Here is a 19332-nt window from a genome sequence, read left to right as displayed (position 1 = left end):
GTACAGACTCTGACCCTATTGATTCTGACCCTATTGATTTTTAGATAATTTGCCTGGGACCTTTGGTCTTATAGCCACGAGCTGCCCTCTTGATAACTTAGAAATGGGCTTGAACCGCTAATACGGTAATCTGAGCAAATACTTTCGAGGCTACTCTTTGCAATCTGAACAAAAAAACCGGTTGGGTAGACTAGCTCCCATCGCTTGCTTAAAATTAAACCACTCACAGGGTCTATATCGGATATCGTTGAAACCTCTTGATAGTAAGGAGAAAACTCTATTCTGAAAGGGGACTCTGCCCCTGCGCCAGGCAACCTGAACTCGTGAGCCAGTTTGTTCCGATACATCCAAAGCAGATTTTTATGCGTGAATCTGGATGGTAGAAATTTCCCATCGAGTTTTTCTGGTTGACCATTACTCTTGCACGGCCACTCAGCAAGAACCTCCTGAAGTGTCGGGTCTGTTTCTAGTTCTTTATGGCTTGACAACCGACTGTTCGAAATAGCAAATCTCTTGTGCTTCTCAGATTGAGCCCAATCGTTAAGATCTGAGAAAGAACTAGGTACTTGAGAGAGGCCATTCAGAACGCCGCAAAGCTGCAACAAACTGACCCTGTCATGATATGTCCAGCCAGAGTGCGCCGATACGGTTTGTCGATAGCGCTTTCCCACACAAGTCTCATTAGGAAAAGCGGCAATCGAAAGGGAATCAAAAACTGAGCAAAGCAGAAGTTTTGCTGGAAGCCCTTGGCGACGACGGTTTGGTTTAGAGAAAGCAGCAGCAATCATTGCCCTGTTATAGGTTCGAAACCTATCAATTTTTTCTTCAATCGTTTCCACCAACGCCCTCCAATAGCTAACGCCCGCCATAAAGAGCGCGAGGAACGAGCGTCCGGCGACCGCAGGGAGCGAATTTAATGGCTTTGTTATACATTTTTCTTTCCAATGAGGTAAGTAACTGCTGCTGCACAAACACCAACAACTAGCTGAGCTTCAGCAAAATCGGGTTCTCGACCTTCTCTGATATGGCGACCATATTCAGATGCAAACCCCCATAATTTCTCTATAGATTGGTTCAAAGGAGGAAGAACAAGATCAGGATACCTTTTTAACAGCTCCCCCAAGGTCGCTTTATGATCGCCAACAACATCACGAGCAACACATTCGAGCGCCGCCATTGAATGTTGGATCGATCCAGTGATGTCTGCTGCTGGCCGGCGGGATAAGTCGACTAAAGCTTCGTGAAGTTCACCGCGAGCAGTCTGGCTGCCAGCGCGCTGTAGAGTAATTGTTGCAGAACGAATAGTTTGCTCTAAAACTTCAGGGTTTCGCGCTTCAAGTTCGCAATCAGATAGCTTCCAGCCAATACCCTCTTCAATGAAATAGATATTTATCTCGCTCTCAAACTTCTCTTGATCATGGGCCTGTTCAGCAATTGCCTCTATAAGATCGTAAACTTTGTACCATTCAGCATTATCAATAAGCTGCCGATTCTCTTCGTCAATATTTGGATATTCTGACCAGTTGTTTGAGTCTGGTCGCTTCCGTAAGATTCTGCAAACCAAAGTTCTGAGTGTTTTAGGGCGAAGTCCACTTTCATATGCGAGATCAACTATTACTCCACGCAGCTCGTGTGGTGCGTCATAACGAACAGTAATCTCAGCCTCATTGACCTCCCTGAACCCATGACGAGTTGAGAACCGCGAGTCTTCATTCATGGGTAGATTTCCTCATGTATAACGCCCGCGTAATAGGCGCGAGCTTGCGAGCGTCCTAATTGACGCGCTTGTTAGCTCAGATTGACTCATAGTATGCGACCAAACCCTTGCAAAATTCTTTACCTTGAGACTCGATGCCAAATTGCCCAATTTTTTTCTTTAGCTCTACCGCTCTCATACTCTGATGCACATTGTGATTAAGTGATGGGTACAAATTATGGTAGAAAAGAATTGCTTGGTACTCGCCTATATGGAAATTATGTAAGTGTGTATCGATTGATTTGGTAACCTTCCAGACCACTGCTTGATATTTTAACAGGCGATCTCGCGAAAGCCTTTCGATAGGGATTGTTTTAATATTGCCACTGACTCTAGCAGCTTCTATCTCTCTACCAAAAGCGTGCGCTACGTTATTTCTTAGGTTCCTCATCAAATCCAATTCGGAAACATGGTTCTTTAGATATTTAGGGACTCTTCCAAACGCACGCTCATATGCTGAGATTCGACTATCCCAGGTACCTTTTGTACACGATGTAACAATATCGTTAAAATCAAATGGCTTATCCTTACCGTGCTTTAATATCTCTATTCCATCTATTCTGTGAGGTACGCCATATATAGTTCCGATATCAGACTCCAGAGCCAGCGGGACTATTGTAGCAATATACGTTTCTAGGTTAGACAAAATGGCCACAAGAGCATTTAAATTCATCCAATTTTCAAGATCATTGAATGCTGATATCCAGTCTTCTAGATCACTGAAGTTTTTGGACTCCCATGGGTGACCAAACTTGAAATGCTTATCTGGCACATCGTTTTTTTGAGCACCATTTTTTCCTAGATTTTGATATGTGTATTTTCTGCCGTTATCAAAGGACGTGTACATTCTTTGAAATTCAATATTGTGCTTTTTAAATACTCGCCACGCCCAAGAGCTCTTTGCTCTCGGTTTCCATCTATCAAACTGGTATGTGCTTTTTCCCATGAGTCCCTTTGCTTGTAGTAGGAGCTAACAGTGTCTTTTAAAAGGCCACCGGCCTCATAATAAATATTAAACAGGCCGCCTTATAATTCCTTTCCGATGACTTTAACATATTGATTATTAATGGAAGTAATTTCTTATCTATGGGATTATGAGGCCACTGTCTTGAACTGGGCGCGAAAAATAGTGCCAGTCCTTTAGTATCTTCAGATACTGGTTTATATGCATGAACTCGTCAGTGTCGCTATCACCAATCTAACTTTGCTTAGGTTTAATTACACTTCTCGTAATAAATGCATCGGTGGCACGCTGGATACTTTTCTGCTGGCAAATAAACCGATTGCTGAAATAACGACTACACCAATTAATGGCCCTAAACTCCACAACAAAGGATGCCAACTTGCTTCTGCTTTAAAGACAAATACCTGTAAACCATACAGGCAGGCTTCGGCGCCTGCGGCAGCAATCAGTCCTGAGAATAATCCCAGTGCACCAAACTCGACAAATAAGGCTTGTTGTACCAAGGATTTTTTAGCACCCAGCACACGTAATAAAGCCCCCTCTTCCAGACGCTCTTCTAATGTTGAGCGTACGCTTGCCAGTAATACCAACGCACCAGCACTTAATATGCACAGCAACACCAGCTGAATCGCCTGTGATAATTGCCCGATTACCGTTTGCACTTGTTTTAGTAAATCACCGACATTCAACATCGAGACCGTAGGGAATTGAGACATGGCCTTATAAAACGGTTGTGCATTTTTCTGGCTGATAAACACACTGCTGACAAAGTTAGCGGGATAGTCTGCTAGAGCTTGTTTTGGCAAAATCAAATAGAAATTAGGCTGCATTGAGCCCCAGTCAACCTCTCGTACTGAGGTGATAGGTAAGGTAACGTCATTACCACCAATATTAATGGTGATCATGTCGCCCATTTTCAAATTCGCTTCTTGCATCACCCTTTGCTCGATAGACAGGCCATTCGCATTAAAGTCACCGTCAATCAATTTGCTACCTTTACCGACTTCTTCAGACCATGTCAGATTTAATTCACGTTCAAACAATTCGGGCTCAGGTTTATCTTCAGGGTAAAGCGTTTGCACCGCAGTATCATTGATAGTGGTGACACGACCGCGAATCATGGGGTACCAGTCTGAACGTTTAATGTTCAATGAATCAGTGATGTTATCTATCGGCTCAATCTGGTTGGCCTGAACATTGAACAAATAATGATTAGGTGCATCTGCCGGCAATTGCTGTTGCCAGTCTGAGATCAGGTTTGATTTCACGCCGACTAATATCAGCCCCAGCATAATGATCAGCGTAAACACCAATAACTGAAATAAGTTGGGCAACAATCGACGATATAAAGCAGCAAAGCCTATCTGCCAACCACTGGTCGCGCCCGAGGTGAGAGAACGGCCGAAGCTAAATACGCTATAACCCAGTAAGGCGACTAAGAGACCAATACCAACAATGGCTAACATCATAATGCTCGGAAGAATTAAGCCGCCTGTATACAGGCACATCAAACCAAACATACCGACAAAACCAATGCCATAAATAATGACCGTGTTTTGTTCTACTTTAAAACCTGGCTGCAACACTGACATCGGTGACACCTTAATCAGACGCTGCATCAATGGAAAACAAAATGCCAGCATAGAAACCAGCCCTGTCGCTACCCCCAACCATAAACGACTTAATGAAGGTTCTGGCAAGGCGGTCGACATTAGCCCCGCCAGCATCGATGAAATAATCAGTTGTAATCCCCAGCCAGCAGCCAGACCAATGCCAGCTCCGATCACAAACAGAGCAATAAACTGAATAAGGAACACCTGCACCAACTTTTTCGGTGTTGCGCCTAATGTTTTTAACACAGCGACCTGCATCAAGTGTCGTTTCACAAAACGTGATGAGGCTAAAGCCATGGCAATCCCAGACAGGATAACCGCGAGTGTTCCAGCTAATAATAAAAAGGATTGTGCTTTACCAATGGTGTCACCTATACGCTCACCTTTTTGTGTTGGCGTCCGCCAGCGTTGACCATCATTAAGCTGTGGCGTTACCCAGGTTTCATACTGTTCTAATAACTCCTTATCACCGGCGAGTAGCAGGCTGTAACGCACCCGACTACCAGGAATAATGACTTGTGTTGCCGCCAGATCTGCCATATTAATCACCGCACGAGGTGATATAGCAAACGCCGAACTACTGGCATTGGGATCTCTGACCAGAAAGTGACTGACGGTTAAGCTTGTCTCGCCCACCTCAACTTGGTCGCCAATATTGACGCCTAATAAACTAGCAAGGCGTGAAGACAGCCATATTTTCCCCGGCTGTGGTGGCTGAGTATATTCATGCCCGGTACCGAACAAGGTATCGTCAACCAGATAAACACCTTTGAGAGGATAAAGTGCTGTCACCGCACTGACCTGACTTAGCTGTAAATTATCACCGGCAAATATCATGGTACGGAATGAAGTGCGTTGAGCCTGTTTCAGCCCCAGCTCATCCGCTTGTGTTTGCCAGTTGTCAGATATCGCATCATCAGAGCTAATCAAGCGATCTGCCGCCATTAAGTTGGCTGACTCGCTTTCAAATGACAGTTGTAAGCGATCAATAAATAAACTAATTGCGGTGACCGTACTCACCGAAATAATCAACGCAAAAATCAGCGTTAGAATATCGCCACTACGGATATCACGCAGCAGTAATCGTAAGGCAAATTGCATTAGTTTTTTTCCACCAGCTGACCCGCGGACATTACGAGTTGACGATCACATTTTTCTGCCAGATGGTTGTCATGCGTCACCATCACCAGTGTGGTGCCCTGCTCTTTATTCATCTCAAAAAGCTGCTCGATAATAATTCGACCATTACCTTCATCCAGATTGCCGGTAGGTTCATCAGCAAACAGAATTTTCGGGCTGGAGGCAAACGCTCTGGCAATGGCAACACGTTGCTGCTCACCACCAGATAACTGGTTTGGATAGTGCGTTAAACGATGTGACAGCCCTACTTTTTCCAATAAAGCTTCTGCCTTTTGACGAGCGTCTTTATCGCCTTTTAACTCCGCTGGTAACATCACATTTTCAACCGCCTGCAAACTCGGTAACAAGTGAAACGACTGAAAGATAAAGCCAACATATTGCCCACGAAGTAAGGCACGTTGTTCTTCATCCATGGCTGAGAAAGCATGGTCGTAAAGATAAATCTCGCCAGACGTGTTCACATCTAAACCTGCCAGTAAGCCCAGTAAGGTCGACTTACCTGAACCAGATGCTCCCACAATGGCGACTGACTCACCCTCATTAATATCTAAACTAATTCCTTTTAATATGGTCAAATCGCCTGTATTTGCCGATACCGTATGGGTTAAATTTGTTACTTTGATTGCAGTTGTAACTGCCATGTTTTCCACTCTTGAAGGTTTGTATGTTTCTAAAAAGACAATATTGGTTTGTGTTACTCATCAGTTTATTGATGAGCAACGCAGTATCAGCATCGACATTGCTAGTTATGGGAGACAGCCTGAGTGCTGCTCATAACCTACGACCAGAATTAGGTTGGGTTAGTTTACTGGAAAATCAACTATCAAAGTCCCATCCAGAAATCACTGTTGTGAATGCCAGCGTCAGTGGTGAAACCACGCAGGGCGGTTTAGCCCGCTTTAAACAACTGTTGTCAGAACATAAACCCAGCTGGGTGATCATAGAACTAGGTGCCAATGATGCCTTGCGAGGCTATCCACTTACTCAAACCAAAAACAATCTTGAAACCATGATTGAACAAGCACATCAGGCTGACGCCAAAGTGCTATTGCTGGGCAACCAGATTCCACAGAATTACGGCAAACGTTATACCGAAATGTTTTTTAATTTATACAAAGAGTTGGCCGAGGAATATCAGCTGGCGTATGTGCCCTTTATGCTTAAAGGTGTCGCACTCAATAAAGCGTTGATGCAAGCCGATGGCCTACATCCAAACAAAGAGGGACAACCGGTTGTGTTACAGAATATTAAGCCGGTGTTGTTGCCACTTTTGGAAGAATCTAAATAAAAACAGTGTTATCACCGACGGTTGTCATAAGTGATGGCAGAAAAAAGGCTACTCAATTTATGAGTAGCCTTTTTTGATTAATGTCCAAAAACATTCTTGTCCGTTTGCTTGGCTTTTTTTGCTGCTTTCTTTTCTTTCGGTGTTAGCAACGGTGCCTTTTTCTTGTCCTTTTTAGTGTCCTGACCTTTACTCATGATATTTCCCTTTGGGTGAATGCATTAACCTCAAGAGCTTGTTGGCTAATTTGAGGGCATGTTCTAGGTAGAAACATCAATGCCAATCAATGTTGGTACATAGACGCCCAGTATGGGCTCAATTATCAATAAGCGATAGTTTATTTACTGATTTCCCATCTCTTTATGGCATATCACATCACCAAGACTAAACCCGACTTATATCCTATATGGTTATATGCTAATCGCCCTGCCGGTACCATGATTCGAATGGGATGTTGTGCGCTTCCATAAACGGCATCAGACCAGCCGCTTTTTCACCACTAAAATGGGTTTCGAGTAATGTAATTATATGGCCGCCACCAAGTGCTTGTTGTAAGCTCGAAATATGCTCTGCTTTTACCGTCCAATACCACTCATATTCAGACGAACCTAACACCTTTTCAACACCTGGCCCTATGTCTTGACCATTAAAAACCAGATCGCCATTAGGCTGAATTTCTGCACCGAGAAATCGAAGACCGTTCTTATCTCGCTCATTTCTAAGCTCGATTTTCTTCTTCCATCGTTCAAACATTTATCACCCCAACGTCCATTTTAATGAATGATCAAGGTAAATTCTTTTATGCTCTGCCCCGTCCCACAAGAAGCCGCAGTTGTTTTTCCATTTCAATCACAACAAATAGCATCACTCCAATACCAACCACAAGAATGCCATCCCAGAAAGCAATACTTTCAGTGCCAAAAATGGCCTGAAGCCACGGCAGGTAAGTAATGGCAAACTGTGCACAGCTAATCACGAAAACGACACGCCAGATAACTTTTGTGCCACAGATCGCTTTCCAGGTGATTGATGTGCCATGAATATTTCGAATAAAAAATAAGTGGAAAATTTCCATCACCACCAGCGTATTGACGGCCAATGTACGGGCAAGTTCAACCGAGTAGCCCTGATTAATAGCATAGTGATAAATACCGTATACACCAGATAAAAAAAGCATAGAGACCAAGACAATATGCCACATCAGTTCGACGCTTAATAAAGACTCATTACGTGAACGTGGCGGCCGGCGCATGGTATTTTCTTCTGTCGGTTCAAAAGCCAGTGCAATCCCCAAAGTTACTGCTGTTATGAGGTTAACCCAAAGAATCTGAACCGGTGTAATAGGTAATGTCATACCAAACAGCAGAGCCACAATGATTGTCATGGCTTCGCCCGCATTGGTCGGTAAGGTCCAGCTAATAATCTTTTTCAAATTGTCATAGACAGTGCGTCCTTCGCGGACGGCTGAGACAATCGTGGCAAAATTATCGTCTGCCAGTACCAGCTCGGCTGCTTCTTTTGCGGCTTCAGAACCTTTAAGGCCCATGGCAATACCGGCATCAGCACGTTTAAGAGCCGGTGCATCATTTACACCGTCCCCCGTCATCGCCACTGTCAGACCATGTGCCTGTATTGCCGTCACCAAGCGTAACTTATGTTCAGGGCTGGTTCTGGCGAAAATATCACATTCAAGCACCTGGGCTTTTAACTGTTGCTCATCCAAGCCGTCCAGCTCCTTGCCGGTCAGCACATTTTGTGAATTCTTCAAGCCAATTTGTTTGGCAATAGCCGCGGCTGTTTGAGCATGATCACCCGTGATCATTTTCACTCTGATACCAGCCTCATGACATTCAGCCACAGCCTTTATTGCTTCTGAGCGGGGAGGATCAATCAGACCAACTATACCCAACAAAATCAGCGAATGATGAAGGTCATCCTGTTCCAGCACAGTGTAATTCGCATCAACAGGCTTCATAGCAAAAGCTAAAAGACGCTGGCCTTTTGCCGCCATCGTCAACATTTTTTGCTGCCAATGTTCCCTGTCTAAAGCTTCGTTTTGTCCGCTAGCATTGCGCTGACTATCACACATTTCCAGAATGCGTTCTGGTGCACCTTTTACAAAAATACAGGCATGATGTTGGTGATCATGACTCAAGGTTGCCATATAACGGTGACGGGCATCAAAGGGAATGGCATCAGTTCGTTTCCATAAAGCCAGCTCAGTTCGAGCCTCCACATTCATCTTGGCTGAAAAAGAAAGTAAAGCCCCTTCCATGGGATCACCTTCGGTTCGCCATACACCTTCTCTTTCTATTAATGACGCGTCATTACACAGTATCGCTGCTCGGGCCATTTCCTCTAATACACTGTGCTCTGATGGCGAAATCTGCTGCTCGTTTAACTTCAACGCCCCTTTTGGTCTATAGCCTTCGCCTTCTATCGTAAACAGATGTTGCTTTGTCAGAACGGAGGCCACCATCATTTCATTACGTGTGAGTGTGCCGGTTTTATCAGAACAAATCACTGACACCGATCCTAGTGTTTCAATCGCAGGTAAGCGACGAACGATGGCCTGACGTCTGGCCATGGCCTGCACACCAATGGCCAGCGTGATGGTGAGCACCGCGGGTAAACCTTCTGGGATAGCCGCTACAGACAAGCCCACGACAGACATAAACATCTCGGCAAAATCATGCTGAGCGGAGAAATAGCCAAACACCAGCAATATTGAAGCAAGCACTAAAATAACCAGTGTTAACCATTTAGCAAACACGTTCATCTGTCTGATAAGTGGCGTCGTTAGCGTTTCCACCTCTGAAAGCAAACTACTAATACGGCCAATCTCAGTGTTGCCACCCGTAGCAACTACAATCCCTTTTCCCTGACCAGAGGACAACAATGTCCCAGAAAATGCCATACACGTTCGGTCACCCAACGCCGCTTGCTCATCAACAGGGCTGGTCAGTTTCTCTACCGCCACCGATTCCCCCGTCAAAATCGATTCTTGTATGGATAATCCATGTGCATCAAACAAGCGTAAATCAGCAGGCACTTTATCACCGGCTTCAATCAAGACAATATCCCCCGGCACCAGCTCTTCGCCGTCAATACTGACTCGCTCAGCATCGCGTATGACATGAGCAATGGGTGCCAGCATCTGTTGAATCCGCCCCCATGGCCGATTCTGCTTTACCCTCCTGAATAAAGCTAATAATGGCATTAGCCATCACAACAGCAAGGATCACAGCCGTATCAATCCAGTGCGCAAGGGCTGCCGTAATCACAGCAGAACCCAGCAAAACATAAATAAGGATGTTATGAAAATGACTCAGAAATCGGATAAAAGCACTGCGTTTTTTTGCTTTGGGCAGGCTATTTTTCCCATAGCGTTTGAGACGCTCTTCAGCCTCTTGCTGCTTCAATCCCGTCGCTGAACTATTGACTGTTTCAAATAAAGACTCGACACTCAAGGTATGCCATGCTGAAACGCTTTTTTTTGATGTATTCATACTCAAGTGCCTCACATCATCCGTCTCTCTGTGATCCGAGCAAATTTAATCCTGAATTTACTGACCTTGGTATCAACCTCATCTAATCCTCAAGTCAACTCCATGATTCAAAGAGAATCCCCTGATGTTGCAGGAACAAAAACAGACCCGTGTTTTTTTTGCCACTAAAATGCTTTTCAAATAACTTTAGTATACGTTCATGCCTTAACACGACTTTGTTTTATTCCATAGATCAAAAATCATGACAGCTTCTTGTAACGCTCAGTACTATTTCATTCGTCTCAGTAAAAGCCTTTAGCACTATACCTCGTATTATTCTTACCGGAAAAAGCAGTACAAAACACCACCATCATATTGGTGTTGATATTCAAACGATTAGCACTCCAAACTATTTGCGTCTTAACTTTGGAATGATGCCGGTTATATGCTCTCGTACTATAGTCCAGCTACTATTCAGCGCTTTCTGAAGCGCTATACCATCTTTCGCCAGAAAACGAATAATAATGCCGCTATTATTAGGTAATTCAGATGCACCAGCATATATATCATTAAAATGAGCTAAACCTTCCCGTATTGCTTCAAGTACAGGATTTAATGATGAAGATTGGTCGATCATGAACAGTGAACCTTGTGCGCGAAAACAATCATGAATGGCGCAGTTATGTTGGAGCACATCTTTTCCTTCCAGTCGAAAGCGCTCCAGAACTAATAAATTCTTATGCTGGTCAACGATCTTTATATTGCCATCATATCCAGCAAAGGCATGTTCTCCTCGTTCTGTTACCAGTCTGTGACTCGGGTCATGCCACATAAAACTATCCGTAAATAGAATTTTCGCGCCTTCTTCCAGTTTAATCTGAATATTGGAGCAAAAAGCAGCACCGCTGAATAATACAGTGGGATCTGGAATATATTCGCAATAACTTCCCTTTCCCAGCACGATATCAACAGACTGACGCGCTTTAATGCCTCGTGTGTTATGCACAATCGTATTAGCTTGTGTCGTCAGATGTAGCTGTGCCCGCTCTTCCAGAGTCACGTCCATACTTAAGTCATCACCGCGGTAAATACCACCAGATGATGATTGCAGATAAAGTGTGACCATACCTTCCGGATCTCGCTCGTAATGATAAGGTCGCGTGATATGAAAGGGATGCTCTGCACGTTGATGAGAAATAAAGGTTTTACCCGAAGTATTCTTTGTAAACCTGAGCTCTGCACGTGCCTTACGCGACTGCATAGTATTAAGACCAATCGGCGTGACAGGAGGACTGTTTAAAGATGAAAAATCTGCGTTTCGCATATTTCTACCTATGACATTGCTTTATTAAACAATAAATTGGAAACGATATAATCAACCACTTGCTCAACACCTTCCCCTGAGCGGCTGTTTATAGCGACAACGGGCCTGTTTTCACGAACATTTTTTGCTTCAGAATACATAGCGTCAAAATCGACACCAACATAGGGCGCGAGATCTTTTTTATTAATAATCAAGAGATCGCTTTGTAAAACGCCAGGCCCTTTTTTACGCGGTATATCATCACCACCAGCCACATCGATCACAAACATCCACTGGTCAACCAGATCCAAAGAGAAAGTAGAAGCCAAATTGTCACCCCCACTTTCAATCAGAATTAACTCGATTTCGGGAAACTGAATTGCCATCTGTTCTGCTGCTTCTATATTCAATGTCGGGTCTTCTCGAATGACAGTGTGAGGACAAGCTCCCGCCTCAACAGCCATGACCCGTTCAGGCTCAATCAAGCCACTTTTTCTCAACCTCTCAGCATCTTCTTTGGTCACAAGATCATTAGTAATAATGCCAATTTCAATCTGACGTTCCTGAAATGCCGGAATAAGCTTTTCAATTAATGCTGTCTTACCAGAGCCAACAGGACCACCAATACCTACTCTGGCTGGACCAGCTAATACATTTAAATCAAAAGATGCATTCATCGCAGGATATACCTCTGTGTTAATGGAAGTTCGGTAGAGGGTTCGCAATAAGCCAGCTCACCATTGATATAAACATCGAAAGTCTGTGGATCAACATACATGTCAGGACAAGCATCGTTATGCAGCATGTCTTTTTTTGTGAGATTTCGTGTACCAGTGGCTGGGAGCAAGTTTTTTTTCAACTCCAACTTCTCAGCTAATCCTTTTTCAATGGCCAGCGGATTCACAAAATTGGCACTCAGTTTTTGTTTGGCAACCCCAAAAGCCCCCCATTGAGGACGCATTATGATTGGCTCACAGGTCATTAATGACGCTGCACTATCCCCCATTGCACCGTAAGCAATAAAGCCACCTTTCACGATGATTTCAGGTTTAACCCCAAACATGGCTGGTCGCCAAAGAACAACATCCGCCATTTTGCCGGGCTCCAACGAGCCAATATGTTCAGCCACACCAAAACTTTTCGCTGCATTAATCGTATATTTAGCGATATAACGTTTGATGCGTTCGTTATCACCAATACGTGATTTTTCTGTCTCCAGCCTGCCGCGTTGATCTTTCATTTTGCTGGCTAATTGCCAGGTTCGGGTAATCACTTCATTGATTCGTCCCATACCCTGACTATCTGAGCCTAACATCGAAATAGCGCCAATATCGTGCAGAATATCTTCAGCAGCAATGGTTTGAGCCCGAATCCGACTTTCGGCAAAGGCGACATCCTCTGGAATAGCTGGACTAAGATGATGACAGACCATGGTCATATCCAGATGCTCATCAAATGTATTGTGAGTAAACGGATTAGTTGGGTTAGTTGATGAAGGCAAACAATTGGCCTCACCTGCAACAGAAATAATATCCGGTGCATGACCTCCGCCAGCGCCTTCAGTGTGATACATATGGATGGTTCGGCCTTTGATAGACGCTAATGTATTTTCTAAAAAGCCACTTTCATTCAAGGTATCGGTGTGGATTTGAACCTGAAAGTCCAGTTCATCAGCGACATTAAGACAGGTATCAATGACAGCAGGCATGGCGCCCCAGTCTTCATGGATTTTCAGGCCAACACAACCACCTTCAATCTGTTCATATAAAGACTCAGGTTTACATGAGTTACCTCTTCCCAGAAAACCAAAATTAACGGGGAAGTCCTCTGCTGCCTGTAACATTTTTCCAACGTTAAATACCCCACCACAATCAATACCCACCGTGATAGGTCCCAACGATCCACCGAATAAGGTAGTAATGCCTGCAGCAATGGCATGGTCACATAACTGAGCACTATCAAAATGGACGTGCACATCAATGCCACCCGGTGTGGCAATCAGCCCTTCGGCATCTCTTACTGTGGTCGATTGCCCCACTAATAAGCTGTAATCTACTCCATCCATAATGGCTGGATTACCGGCTTTACCGATACCCACTATCTTGCCATCTTTAATACCGACATCGCCTTTGACAATGCCAATGACAGGATCGATTACCAGGGCATTACATAGCAGCATATCTAATGTGCCATCTTCACTACCTAGCCCTGATGTCATCCCCATGCCATCACGCAGTGTTTTGCCACCGCCATGAAGACACTCATCGCCATACACGGTGAAATCGTACTCCACTTCAGCGATTAAATTGGTATCACCAAGGCGGATACCATCACCGGTAGTTGGCCCATACATTTCTGCATATTCTTTACGACTCATTATTGCCATCGTTATGCTCCTAAATAGTTTTCTTGCTTGGCTTTGTTCAATGCAGCTTGTTTCACTGCCTCATCATCAGCTAAACCATTGGTCAGTCCATTAAGGCCATACAGTGCTTTTTCGCCACCAAACTCACATAAAATGCATTCTTTTTCCTGACCCGGCTCAAACCTTACGGCTGTGCCAGCGGGGATATCCAAACGCATCCCAAACGCAGCTTCGCGATCGAATTCCAAGGCTTTATTCGCCTCAAAAAAGTGGTAATGACTGCCAATCTGTACAGGTCTGTCACCAGTATTCGCCACCCGGATAGTGCGTTTTTCACGGTTAGCATTCAGCTCAATTTCACCTTCTGCTGGGAATAGCTCGCCAGGAATAGGATAGTCAGGCACCACTTGATCTCCTGAACGGATAGGATCATGTATGGTGACTAATTTAGAACCATCTGGAAAAACACCTTCCACTTGCAACATGTGCATCATGTCACTGACCCCTGGGAGCACATCATCGGTACTCAGAATCGTGCTGCCAAAACTAATCAGCTCTGCCACAGTACGACCATCGCGTGCGCCTTCAAGCACTTCATTAACGATTAATGCCGTGGCCTCCGGATAATTCAGTTTTAACCCTCTCTCACGCCGCTCTTGTGCCAGTTTTGCTGCGGTATAGATAGTTAAACGTTCAAGTTCTGATGGAGTTAAATACATAATTTCTCCTTAAATAGTTAATTGGCAAATAGCCGTTGGTCACTGACTTCATGACGCATTGCCGCAATTTCAGTTAATGGCACATAGCTATGCATAAGTTGTTCATCTGAAACAGGCTGTTCGAGAAGTGTGGCAATAACAGAAGACAGTTTTTGTCGTATCAACTGAGCATGAATATGACCTAATTTACCCAGTCGCATACAGGCGCCCAGCATGTCATTGCATAAGCCATGGGCACTTGCTATCTGTGCCTGCAGCTCCGTTAATCCACACTGACGAAACACTAAACCCTGGACCACGGGAATATGACCGGGTGCTTTTTTTTCCATAACACGTTGACGATATTCCGCACTCAAGGTTGTGCCTAAACGTGCATGGATACCTAATAATGCTGCCCCATTCCGTTTCGATCCTGTTCTTAAACCAGCAGAAAGACTTAAGGCTTCAACTTCATTATCAATCGCGTTGATAGCATCCAGATTCTCTGCTTGCCGATAGACGTGGCATAAGGCGACGCGATCTAAACTGTTCCAACGCCCCTTAAGCTGCACTTCAATCAAGTCATATATTTGCTCTGGACCTTTGATCTTATTGTCGTTGAATAAGGTCTCTAGGCCATTTGAGAAAGCAAAGCTGCCACTTGGAAATTGGCTATCTCCAAACTGCATCATGCTCAACATAGCTAATGCTGAAGTGGTCATTTCTTCTGGTACAGTTGTAGTCAAGGTTGAACGACAGTTACACGATTGGCATCAATCAGCCCGCTAAGCCTGTCGATATAACGTTGTGCAGGTCCTTCCAGTGCCACCAGCAGATCAGGGCCATCAAACCGAATTCGCCAATGCAAATTACCCGCGTTATAGCCCAACTCTAGCGCCGCATCGGTACTGACAGGTGAAAGTCGAAGCCACTCTTCTTCATTGACCCGTAGCACCACGGCCCGCTGCTCATCCATTAATAATACAGCCCCGTTATACAGGCGCTTATCGCGAGATAAGGCTATACCACACGGTGTGCCTTTATCCGTCGTCACTTTTTGCCGACTACGTGCAGTATCAGCCACATTCATTCGAATGAACTCTATACGGTCATGATGTCCAAGATGGTGAAGTTTTTCAGCAATTTCATCGTCATTAACACTGCCGATAATGTCATTTAACACAAGCATATATTTATCCTCACAATCGCGTTATATGGTCAAATACTGATTAGCCAGTTCATCGGTCAACTCATTACCGTTGCCTTGATGAACAAGACGTCCGTTATCCAATATAAGAAACTCATCAGAAGCCCTCTTCGCAAAACGAATATTCTGCTCGACAAGAATAATGGTTAAGTTCAGCTCCTTATTAAGTCTGAGAATGCAGTCTTCTATTTGCTCAACGATATTGGGTTGAATACCCTCGGTAGGCTCATCCAGTAATAACACCTGAGGATTGGTAGCAATGGCTCTGGCAATAGCTAACTGCTGCTGTTGGCCACCAGATAACAATCCACCTGCCCTATCCAAGTTATCCATTAAATAAGGGAATAGCTCTGGCACAATATCCGGAATCTCTGCCTTACTGGATTGATCGGCAAAACGTCCCATCAAAATGTTTTCCTTCACCGAAAAGTCAGGAATGATTTCACGACCTTGAGGTACATACCCCATACCTGATCGTGCCCGATAGAAGGTTGTCTGATCACCCAGCTCAATCTCATTAAGTGTCAGCTTACCGGTCATAGAACTGGTCAACCCCATCAGTGTTTTCAGCAAAGTACTTTTGCCAACACCATTACGACCTAATACCGATAAAATCTTGCCCGTTTCCAGGCTGAAATCAATATCGTGCAGAATATGGCTGCCACCATAAAAACTGTTTACTGATTGCAACGTTAACATTAGTGAATGCCCCCACTTCCCAGGTAGGCATCTTTGACTGCCTGGTTATTTTCTATATCGCTGATGTGGCCTTCTGCCAGAAACTCACCTTGGTGCATAACGGTAATTTTGTCAGCAATTTCACGAACGAAGGCCATATCATGCTCAACAGCAATAATCGTATGTTGGCCTTTCAGATTATTCATAATCCGAGAGGTTTTTAGCGTTTCATCGGCTGTCATACCGGCTGTAGGCTCATCAAGCAGAATCACTTGAGGCTTACGAATAATCAACATGGCAAGTTCAAGCCACTGTGTTTCCCCATGAGAGAGATTTTCGGCCAGCTCATGAGCCTTATTTTCGAGATTAGTCATCGACATCACCTCTTTCATACGCTCATGATCGACTCGTCTTTTCATTGAGCCTAAGTTGGCAAGTACCGTACTTTCCTGCATCGCTGCCACCGACAGATTCTGCAAGACAGAAAGCTCTTTAAAAACACTGGGGATCTGAAATTTACGTCCTATCCCCATCCGGGCAATTAAATGTGGCGGTTTATTGGTGATCTCCTTATCACCAAGAAAAATTCTGCCCGCCGTTGACTGGGTTTTACCGCAAATCATATCCATCAAAGTCGTTTTACCTGCACCATTAGCGCCTAAAAGCACACGCATTTCACCGTGTTTTACGACCATGCTGAAGTTATTTACTGCCTGAAAACCACTGAAGTTAACCCCTAAACCATCGATATAAAGATCACGATTTTTAGCTTTCATCAGCCTTCTCCCCGATTTACAGTCAGTTTTCTACAAATACCATGGGCAATACCGGCCAAGCCTTTTGGCATATACAACACCACCAAAACAAAAAATAAGCCCAGAATGGCTTGCCACGATTCTACAAACAGTTCGTTTTCACTCACTGAGGCACCTAACATCGAGATAGAAATAGCACCTATACAGGCACCTAAAATAGAGGCACGACCACCCACTGCAGCCCAAATGACAATGGCAATACTGAACGACAAATCCATAAATGTCGGCGAGGCAAACTCTGCGGTAATGACATACAACATGCCGGCAAATCCAGAGATCGCCGCTGACACGCAGAAGAAAAAGGTCTGATACGATGCAGCATCAAAACCCAGGTATTTAGCCCGATTCTGATCATCGCGAATGGCTTGTAATATGAGGCCTGCCCGACTGTTAATTAACACTCGAGTGATAAGTAAGACAATCACCAGTGATATGGCAACCAGGTAATAAGTACTGACCGTATAGGGATCAAACTCATAGCCGTTTATCTTAAACCAGGCCAGATCCGTTAAGCCGTTAAAACCGCCAGTGAAAGACTGTGCATCAACGACTAACAGGCGAGCCAATAACACCATCGCTAATGTAATGATCGAAATGAAAACACCAGCGATGCCTTTACGGAAAATGATTGTGCCTATCAGCCAGGCAATCAGCACTGGTAAGGCAATGGCCATAAAGATGCCAAAACTTTGTGATTGAAATGGCATCCATAAGAATGAGACATGATTGATGCAGCAAAGATCAACCACCGCATTAGGCTCTGCATTCCACATCATAAAGTCAGGAATCGGCGTCTGCCCACCTTGTTCAAGGCTGGTAGGACTAGCTAATTTCAGACTCATGCCCAGCATGTAAGCACCAGCACCAAAGAACAGGCCCTGCCCTAAATTCAGAATGCCGGCATAGCCCCAACTCAAAGAAATGGCGACACCTAACATGCCGTAAATTAAATATTTTGCCGTCCGGTTTAGCCAGAACTCATCTAAAAATAAAGGTAAAGACAGGATCATCGCGATAAATATGGCGTAAACCATTATTTTCAGGTGTGAATATGTCAATTTCATCATTAACGCCCCTTGTAGTTAAATAAGCCACGGGGACGCCAGATAATGATGGCGATAACAGCAGCAAAAACAACTGCCCGAGCAATAATATCGTTACTAAAGAAGGCAACAACGCCATTTAACTGACCAAGAATGCCAGAGGCGACAATCGAACCAACTAAACTACCAACGCCGCCGACCACGACTACTAAAAAACCATCAACAACCAGCGAGCTACCCATATCTGGCATAACCGTTTTAAAGCCAGACATCATGACACCAGCGACACCAGCCAAACCTGCGCCATAAGCAAAGGTTAAGGCGTTCACTTTTTTGACATCGATGCCACAGGCCGCTGCCATATCAGGATTACGCATGATTGCTCTTACTTGCTGCCCAATTCGTGTGCGATACATAAGAAACCAAGTCAGTACTGCCAATAGTGCAGACACTAAAATGATGAATGTTCTATATGGCTGAATCACAAACTCACCTACAGTAAATGACTCTGTCATGATCTCTGGCAAAGTCACAGACTGCAGTCCAGGTCCGAGACCCTCAATATGAATGCCGAAAAAAGACAAACCAAATTCAAGACGAATAGCTTGCTGCAGTAAAATAGCTACGCCCCATGTCGCCAGCAAAGTATCAAACAGCCGGTTATATAAGCGCCGAATAACCAACCTTTCGATGAGTAAACCCAAACCAGCACAGACGATAAAAGCCAGGGGAATAGATGCAAACAGGTTAAAGCCTAAATAGGTTTGAGCCATGACTGTGGTATAGGCACCCATCATGACTAATTCGCCGTGAGCCATATTAATGACTCCCATCGAGCCATAGACTATGGATAAACCTAATGCGACTAAAAGCAAGATAGAACCAATACTTAGCCCAATGAATACAGTATCTAACATATTAAAATTCTCCTCTTAACGGCCTGTTCACCCTGAGGTGACAGGCCGTAAGGATTAGAT

General features: G+C 44.4%; 19 protein-coding genes. 1 reads left to right on the top strand and 18 read right to left on the bottom strand.

What is annotated here, in order from left to right; genetic code table 11:
• Window positions 1-68 precede the first annotated feature (68 nt).
• The 5 genes from B2248_RS14365 to B2248_RS14345 all read right to left on the bottom strand — a co-directional run bounded on the left by B2248_RS14365 (window position 69) and on the right by B2248_RS14345 (window position 6114).
• Entirely contained in the window at window positions 69-839 is a 771-nt protein-coding gene (locus B2248_RS14365; protein WP_273180214.1) for a hypothetical protein, read from the bottom strand.
• Between the two features lie 86 nt (window positions 840-925).
• Entirely contained in the window at window positions 926-1717 is a 792-nt protein-coding gene (locus tag B2248_RS14360; RefSeq protein WP_273180213.1) for an AbiJ-NTD4 domain-containing protein, read from the bottom strand.
• A gap of 76 nt (window positions 1718-1793) precedes the next feature.
• Window positions 1794-2702 carry a hypothetical protein gene (locus B2248_RS14355; RefSeq protein ID WP_273180211.1) on the bottom strand — a complete coding sequence of 303 codons (909 nt, stop codon included), beginning with the start codon at window positions 2700-2702 and terminating at the stop codon, window positions 1794-1796.
• Window positions 2703-2974: 272 nt separating this feature from the next.
• Complete coding sequence (locus B2248_RS14350; RefSeq protein WP_273180209.1) at window positions 2975-5434, bottom strand: ABC transporter permease; 2460 nt, start codon at window positions 5432-5434, stop codon at window positions 2975-2977.
• On the bottom strand, window positions 5434-6114 hold the full coding sequence (locus B2248_RS14345) for an ABC transporter ATP-binding protein (RefSeq protein ID WP_273180207.1): 681 nt from the start codon (window positions 6112-6114) through the stop codon (window positions 5434-5436). The genes B2248_RS14350 and B2248_RS14345 overlap by 1 nt, the downstream gene beginning before the upstream one ends.
• 23 nt (window positions 6115-6137) lie before the next feature.
• Here B2248_RS14345 and B2248_RS14340 point away from each other — a divergent pair, with 23 nt between their 5' ends.
• Window positions 6138-6761 (top strand): arylesterase, encoded by a 624-nt coding sequence (locus tag B2248_RS14340; protein ID WP_007146440.1) that lies wholly within the window; start codon window positions 6138-6140, stop codon window positions 6759-6761.
• Between the two features lie 414 nt (window positions 6762-7175).
• Here the strand turns inward: B2248_RS14340 and B2248_RS14335 are convergent, their stop codons facing one another.
• The 13 genes from B2248_RS14335 to urtB all read right to left on the bottom strand — a co-directional run bounded on the left by B2248_RS14335 (window position 7176) and on the right by urtB (window position 19272).
• Window positions 7176-7511: a hypothetical protein gene (locus tag B2248_RS14335; protein ID WP_273180205.1), complete on the bottom strand. Its 336-nt coding sequence runs from the start codon at window positions 7509-7511 to the stop codon at window positions 7176-7178.
• Between the two features lie 46 nt (window positions 7512-7557).
• On the bottom strand, window positions 7558-9915 hold the full coding sequence (locus B2248_RS14330; RefSeq protein ID WP_273180204.1) for an HAD-IC family P-type ATPase: 2358 nt from the start codon (window positions 9913-9915) through the stop codon (window positions 7558-7560).
• Complete coding sequence (locus B2248_RS14325) at window positions 9878-10267, bottom strand: cation-transporting P-type ATPase (RefSeq protein WP_273180202.1); 390 nt, start codon at window positions 10265-10267, stop codon at window positions 9878-9880. The genes B2248_RS14330 and B2248_RS14325 overlap by 38 nt, the downstream gene beginning before the upstream one ends.
• A 388-nt stretch (window positions 10268-10655) precedes the next feature.
• Entirely contained in the window at window positions 10656-11570 is a 915-nt protein-coding gene (locus B2248_RS14320) for an urease accessory protein UreD (protein ID WP_273180201.1), read from the bottom strand.
• 8 nt (window positions 11571-11578) lie between these two features.
• On the bottom strand, window positions 11579-12226 hold the full coding sequence (gene ureG, locus B2248_RS14315; protein ID WP_273180200.1) for an urease accessory protein UreG: 648 nt from the start codon (window positions 12224-12226) through the stop codon (window positions 11579-11581).
• Window positions 12223-13935, bottom strand: coding sequence for an urease subunit alpha (gene ureC / locus B2248_RS14310; protein ID WP_273180198.1), 1713 nt, complete (start codon window positions 13933-13935; stop codon window positions 12223-12225). The genes ureG and ureC overlap by 4 nt, the downstream gene beginning before the upstream one ends.
• Before the next feature lie 2 nt (window positions 13936-13937).
• Entirely contained in the window at window positions 13938-14633 is a 696-nt protein-coding gene (locus tag B2248_RS14305) for an urease subunit beta (protein ID WP_273180195.1), read from the bottom strand.
• Window positions 14634-14650: 17 nt separating this feature from the next.
• On the bottom strand, window positions 14651-15358 hold the full coding sequence (locus B2248_RS14300; RefSeq protein ID WP_273180192.1) for an urease accessory protein UreF: 708 nt from the start codon (window positions 15356-15358) through the stop codon (window positions 14651-14653).
• Window positions 15355-15801, bottom strand: a complete 447-nt coding sequence (gene ureE, locus B2248_RS14295; protein ID WP_273180190.1) for an urease accessory protein UreE — start codon at window positions 15799-15801, stop codon at window positions 15355-15357. The genes B2248_RS14300 and ureE overlap by 4 nt, the downstream gene beginning before the upstream one ends.
• A 21-nt stretch (window positions 15802-15822) precedes the next feature.
• Window positions 15823-16518, bottom strand: coding sequence for an urea ABC transporter ATP-binding subunit UrtE (gene urtE / locus B2248_RS14290; RefSeq protein WP_007146449.1), 696 nt, complete (start codon window positions 16516-16518; stop codon window positions 15823-15825).
• Window positions 16518-17273 (bottom strand): urea ABC transporter ATP-binding protein UrtD, encoded by a 756-nt coding sequence (urtD, locus tag B2248_RS14285; RefSeq protein ID WP_273180186.1) that lies wholly within the window; start codon window positions 17271-17273, stop codon window positions 16518-16520. Before urtD ends, urtE begins: the two co-directional genes overlap by 1 nt.
• Window positions 17273-18379, bottom strand: coding sequence for an urea ABC transporter permease subunit UrtC (urtC, locus tag B2248_RS14280; protein ID WP_273180184.1), 1107 nt, complete (start codon window positions 18377-18379; stop codon window positions 17273-17275). The genes urtD and urtC overlap by 1 nt, the downstream gene beginning before the upstream one ends.
• Window positions 18379-19272, bottom strand: coding sequence for an urea ABC transporter permease subunit UrtB (gene urtB, locus B2248_RS14275; protein WP_273180182.1), 894 nt, complete (start codon window positions 19270-19272; stop codon window positions 18379-18381). Before urtB ends, urtC begins: the two co-directional genes overlap by 1 nt.
• Between the last annotated feature and the right edge of the window lie 60 nt (window positions 19273-19332).

Source organism: Methylophaga sp. UBA2012 (genome assembly GCF_002335235.1).
GTDB classification, from domain to species: domain Bacteria; phylum Pseudomonadota; class Gammaproteobacteria; order Nitrosococcales; family Methylophagaceae; genus Methylophaga; species Methylophaga thalassica.
Note: the sequence above shows the minus strand (reverse complement) of the source record. Positions and strands in the feature narration are given on the sequence as shown.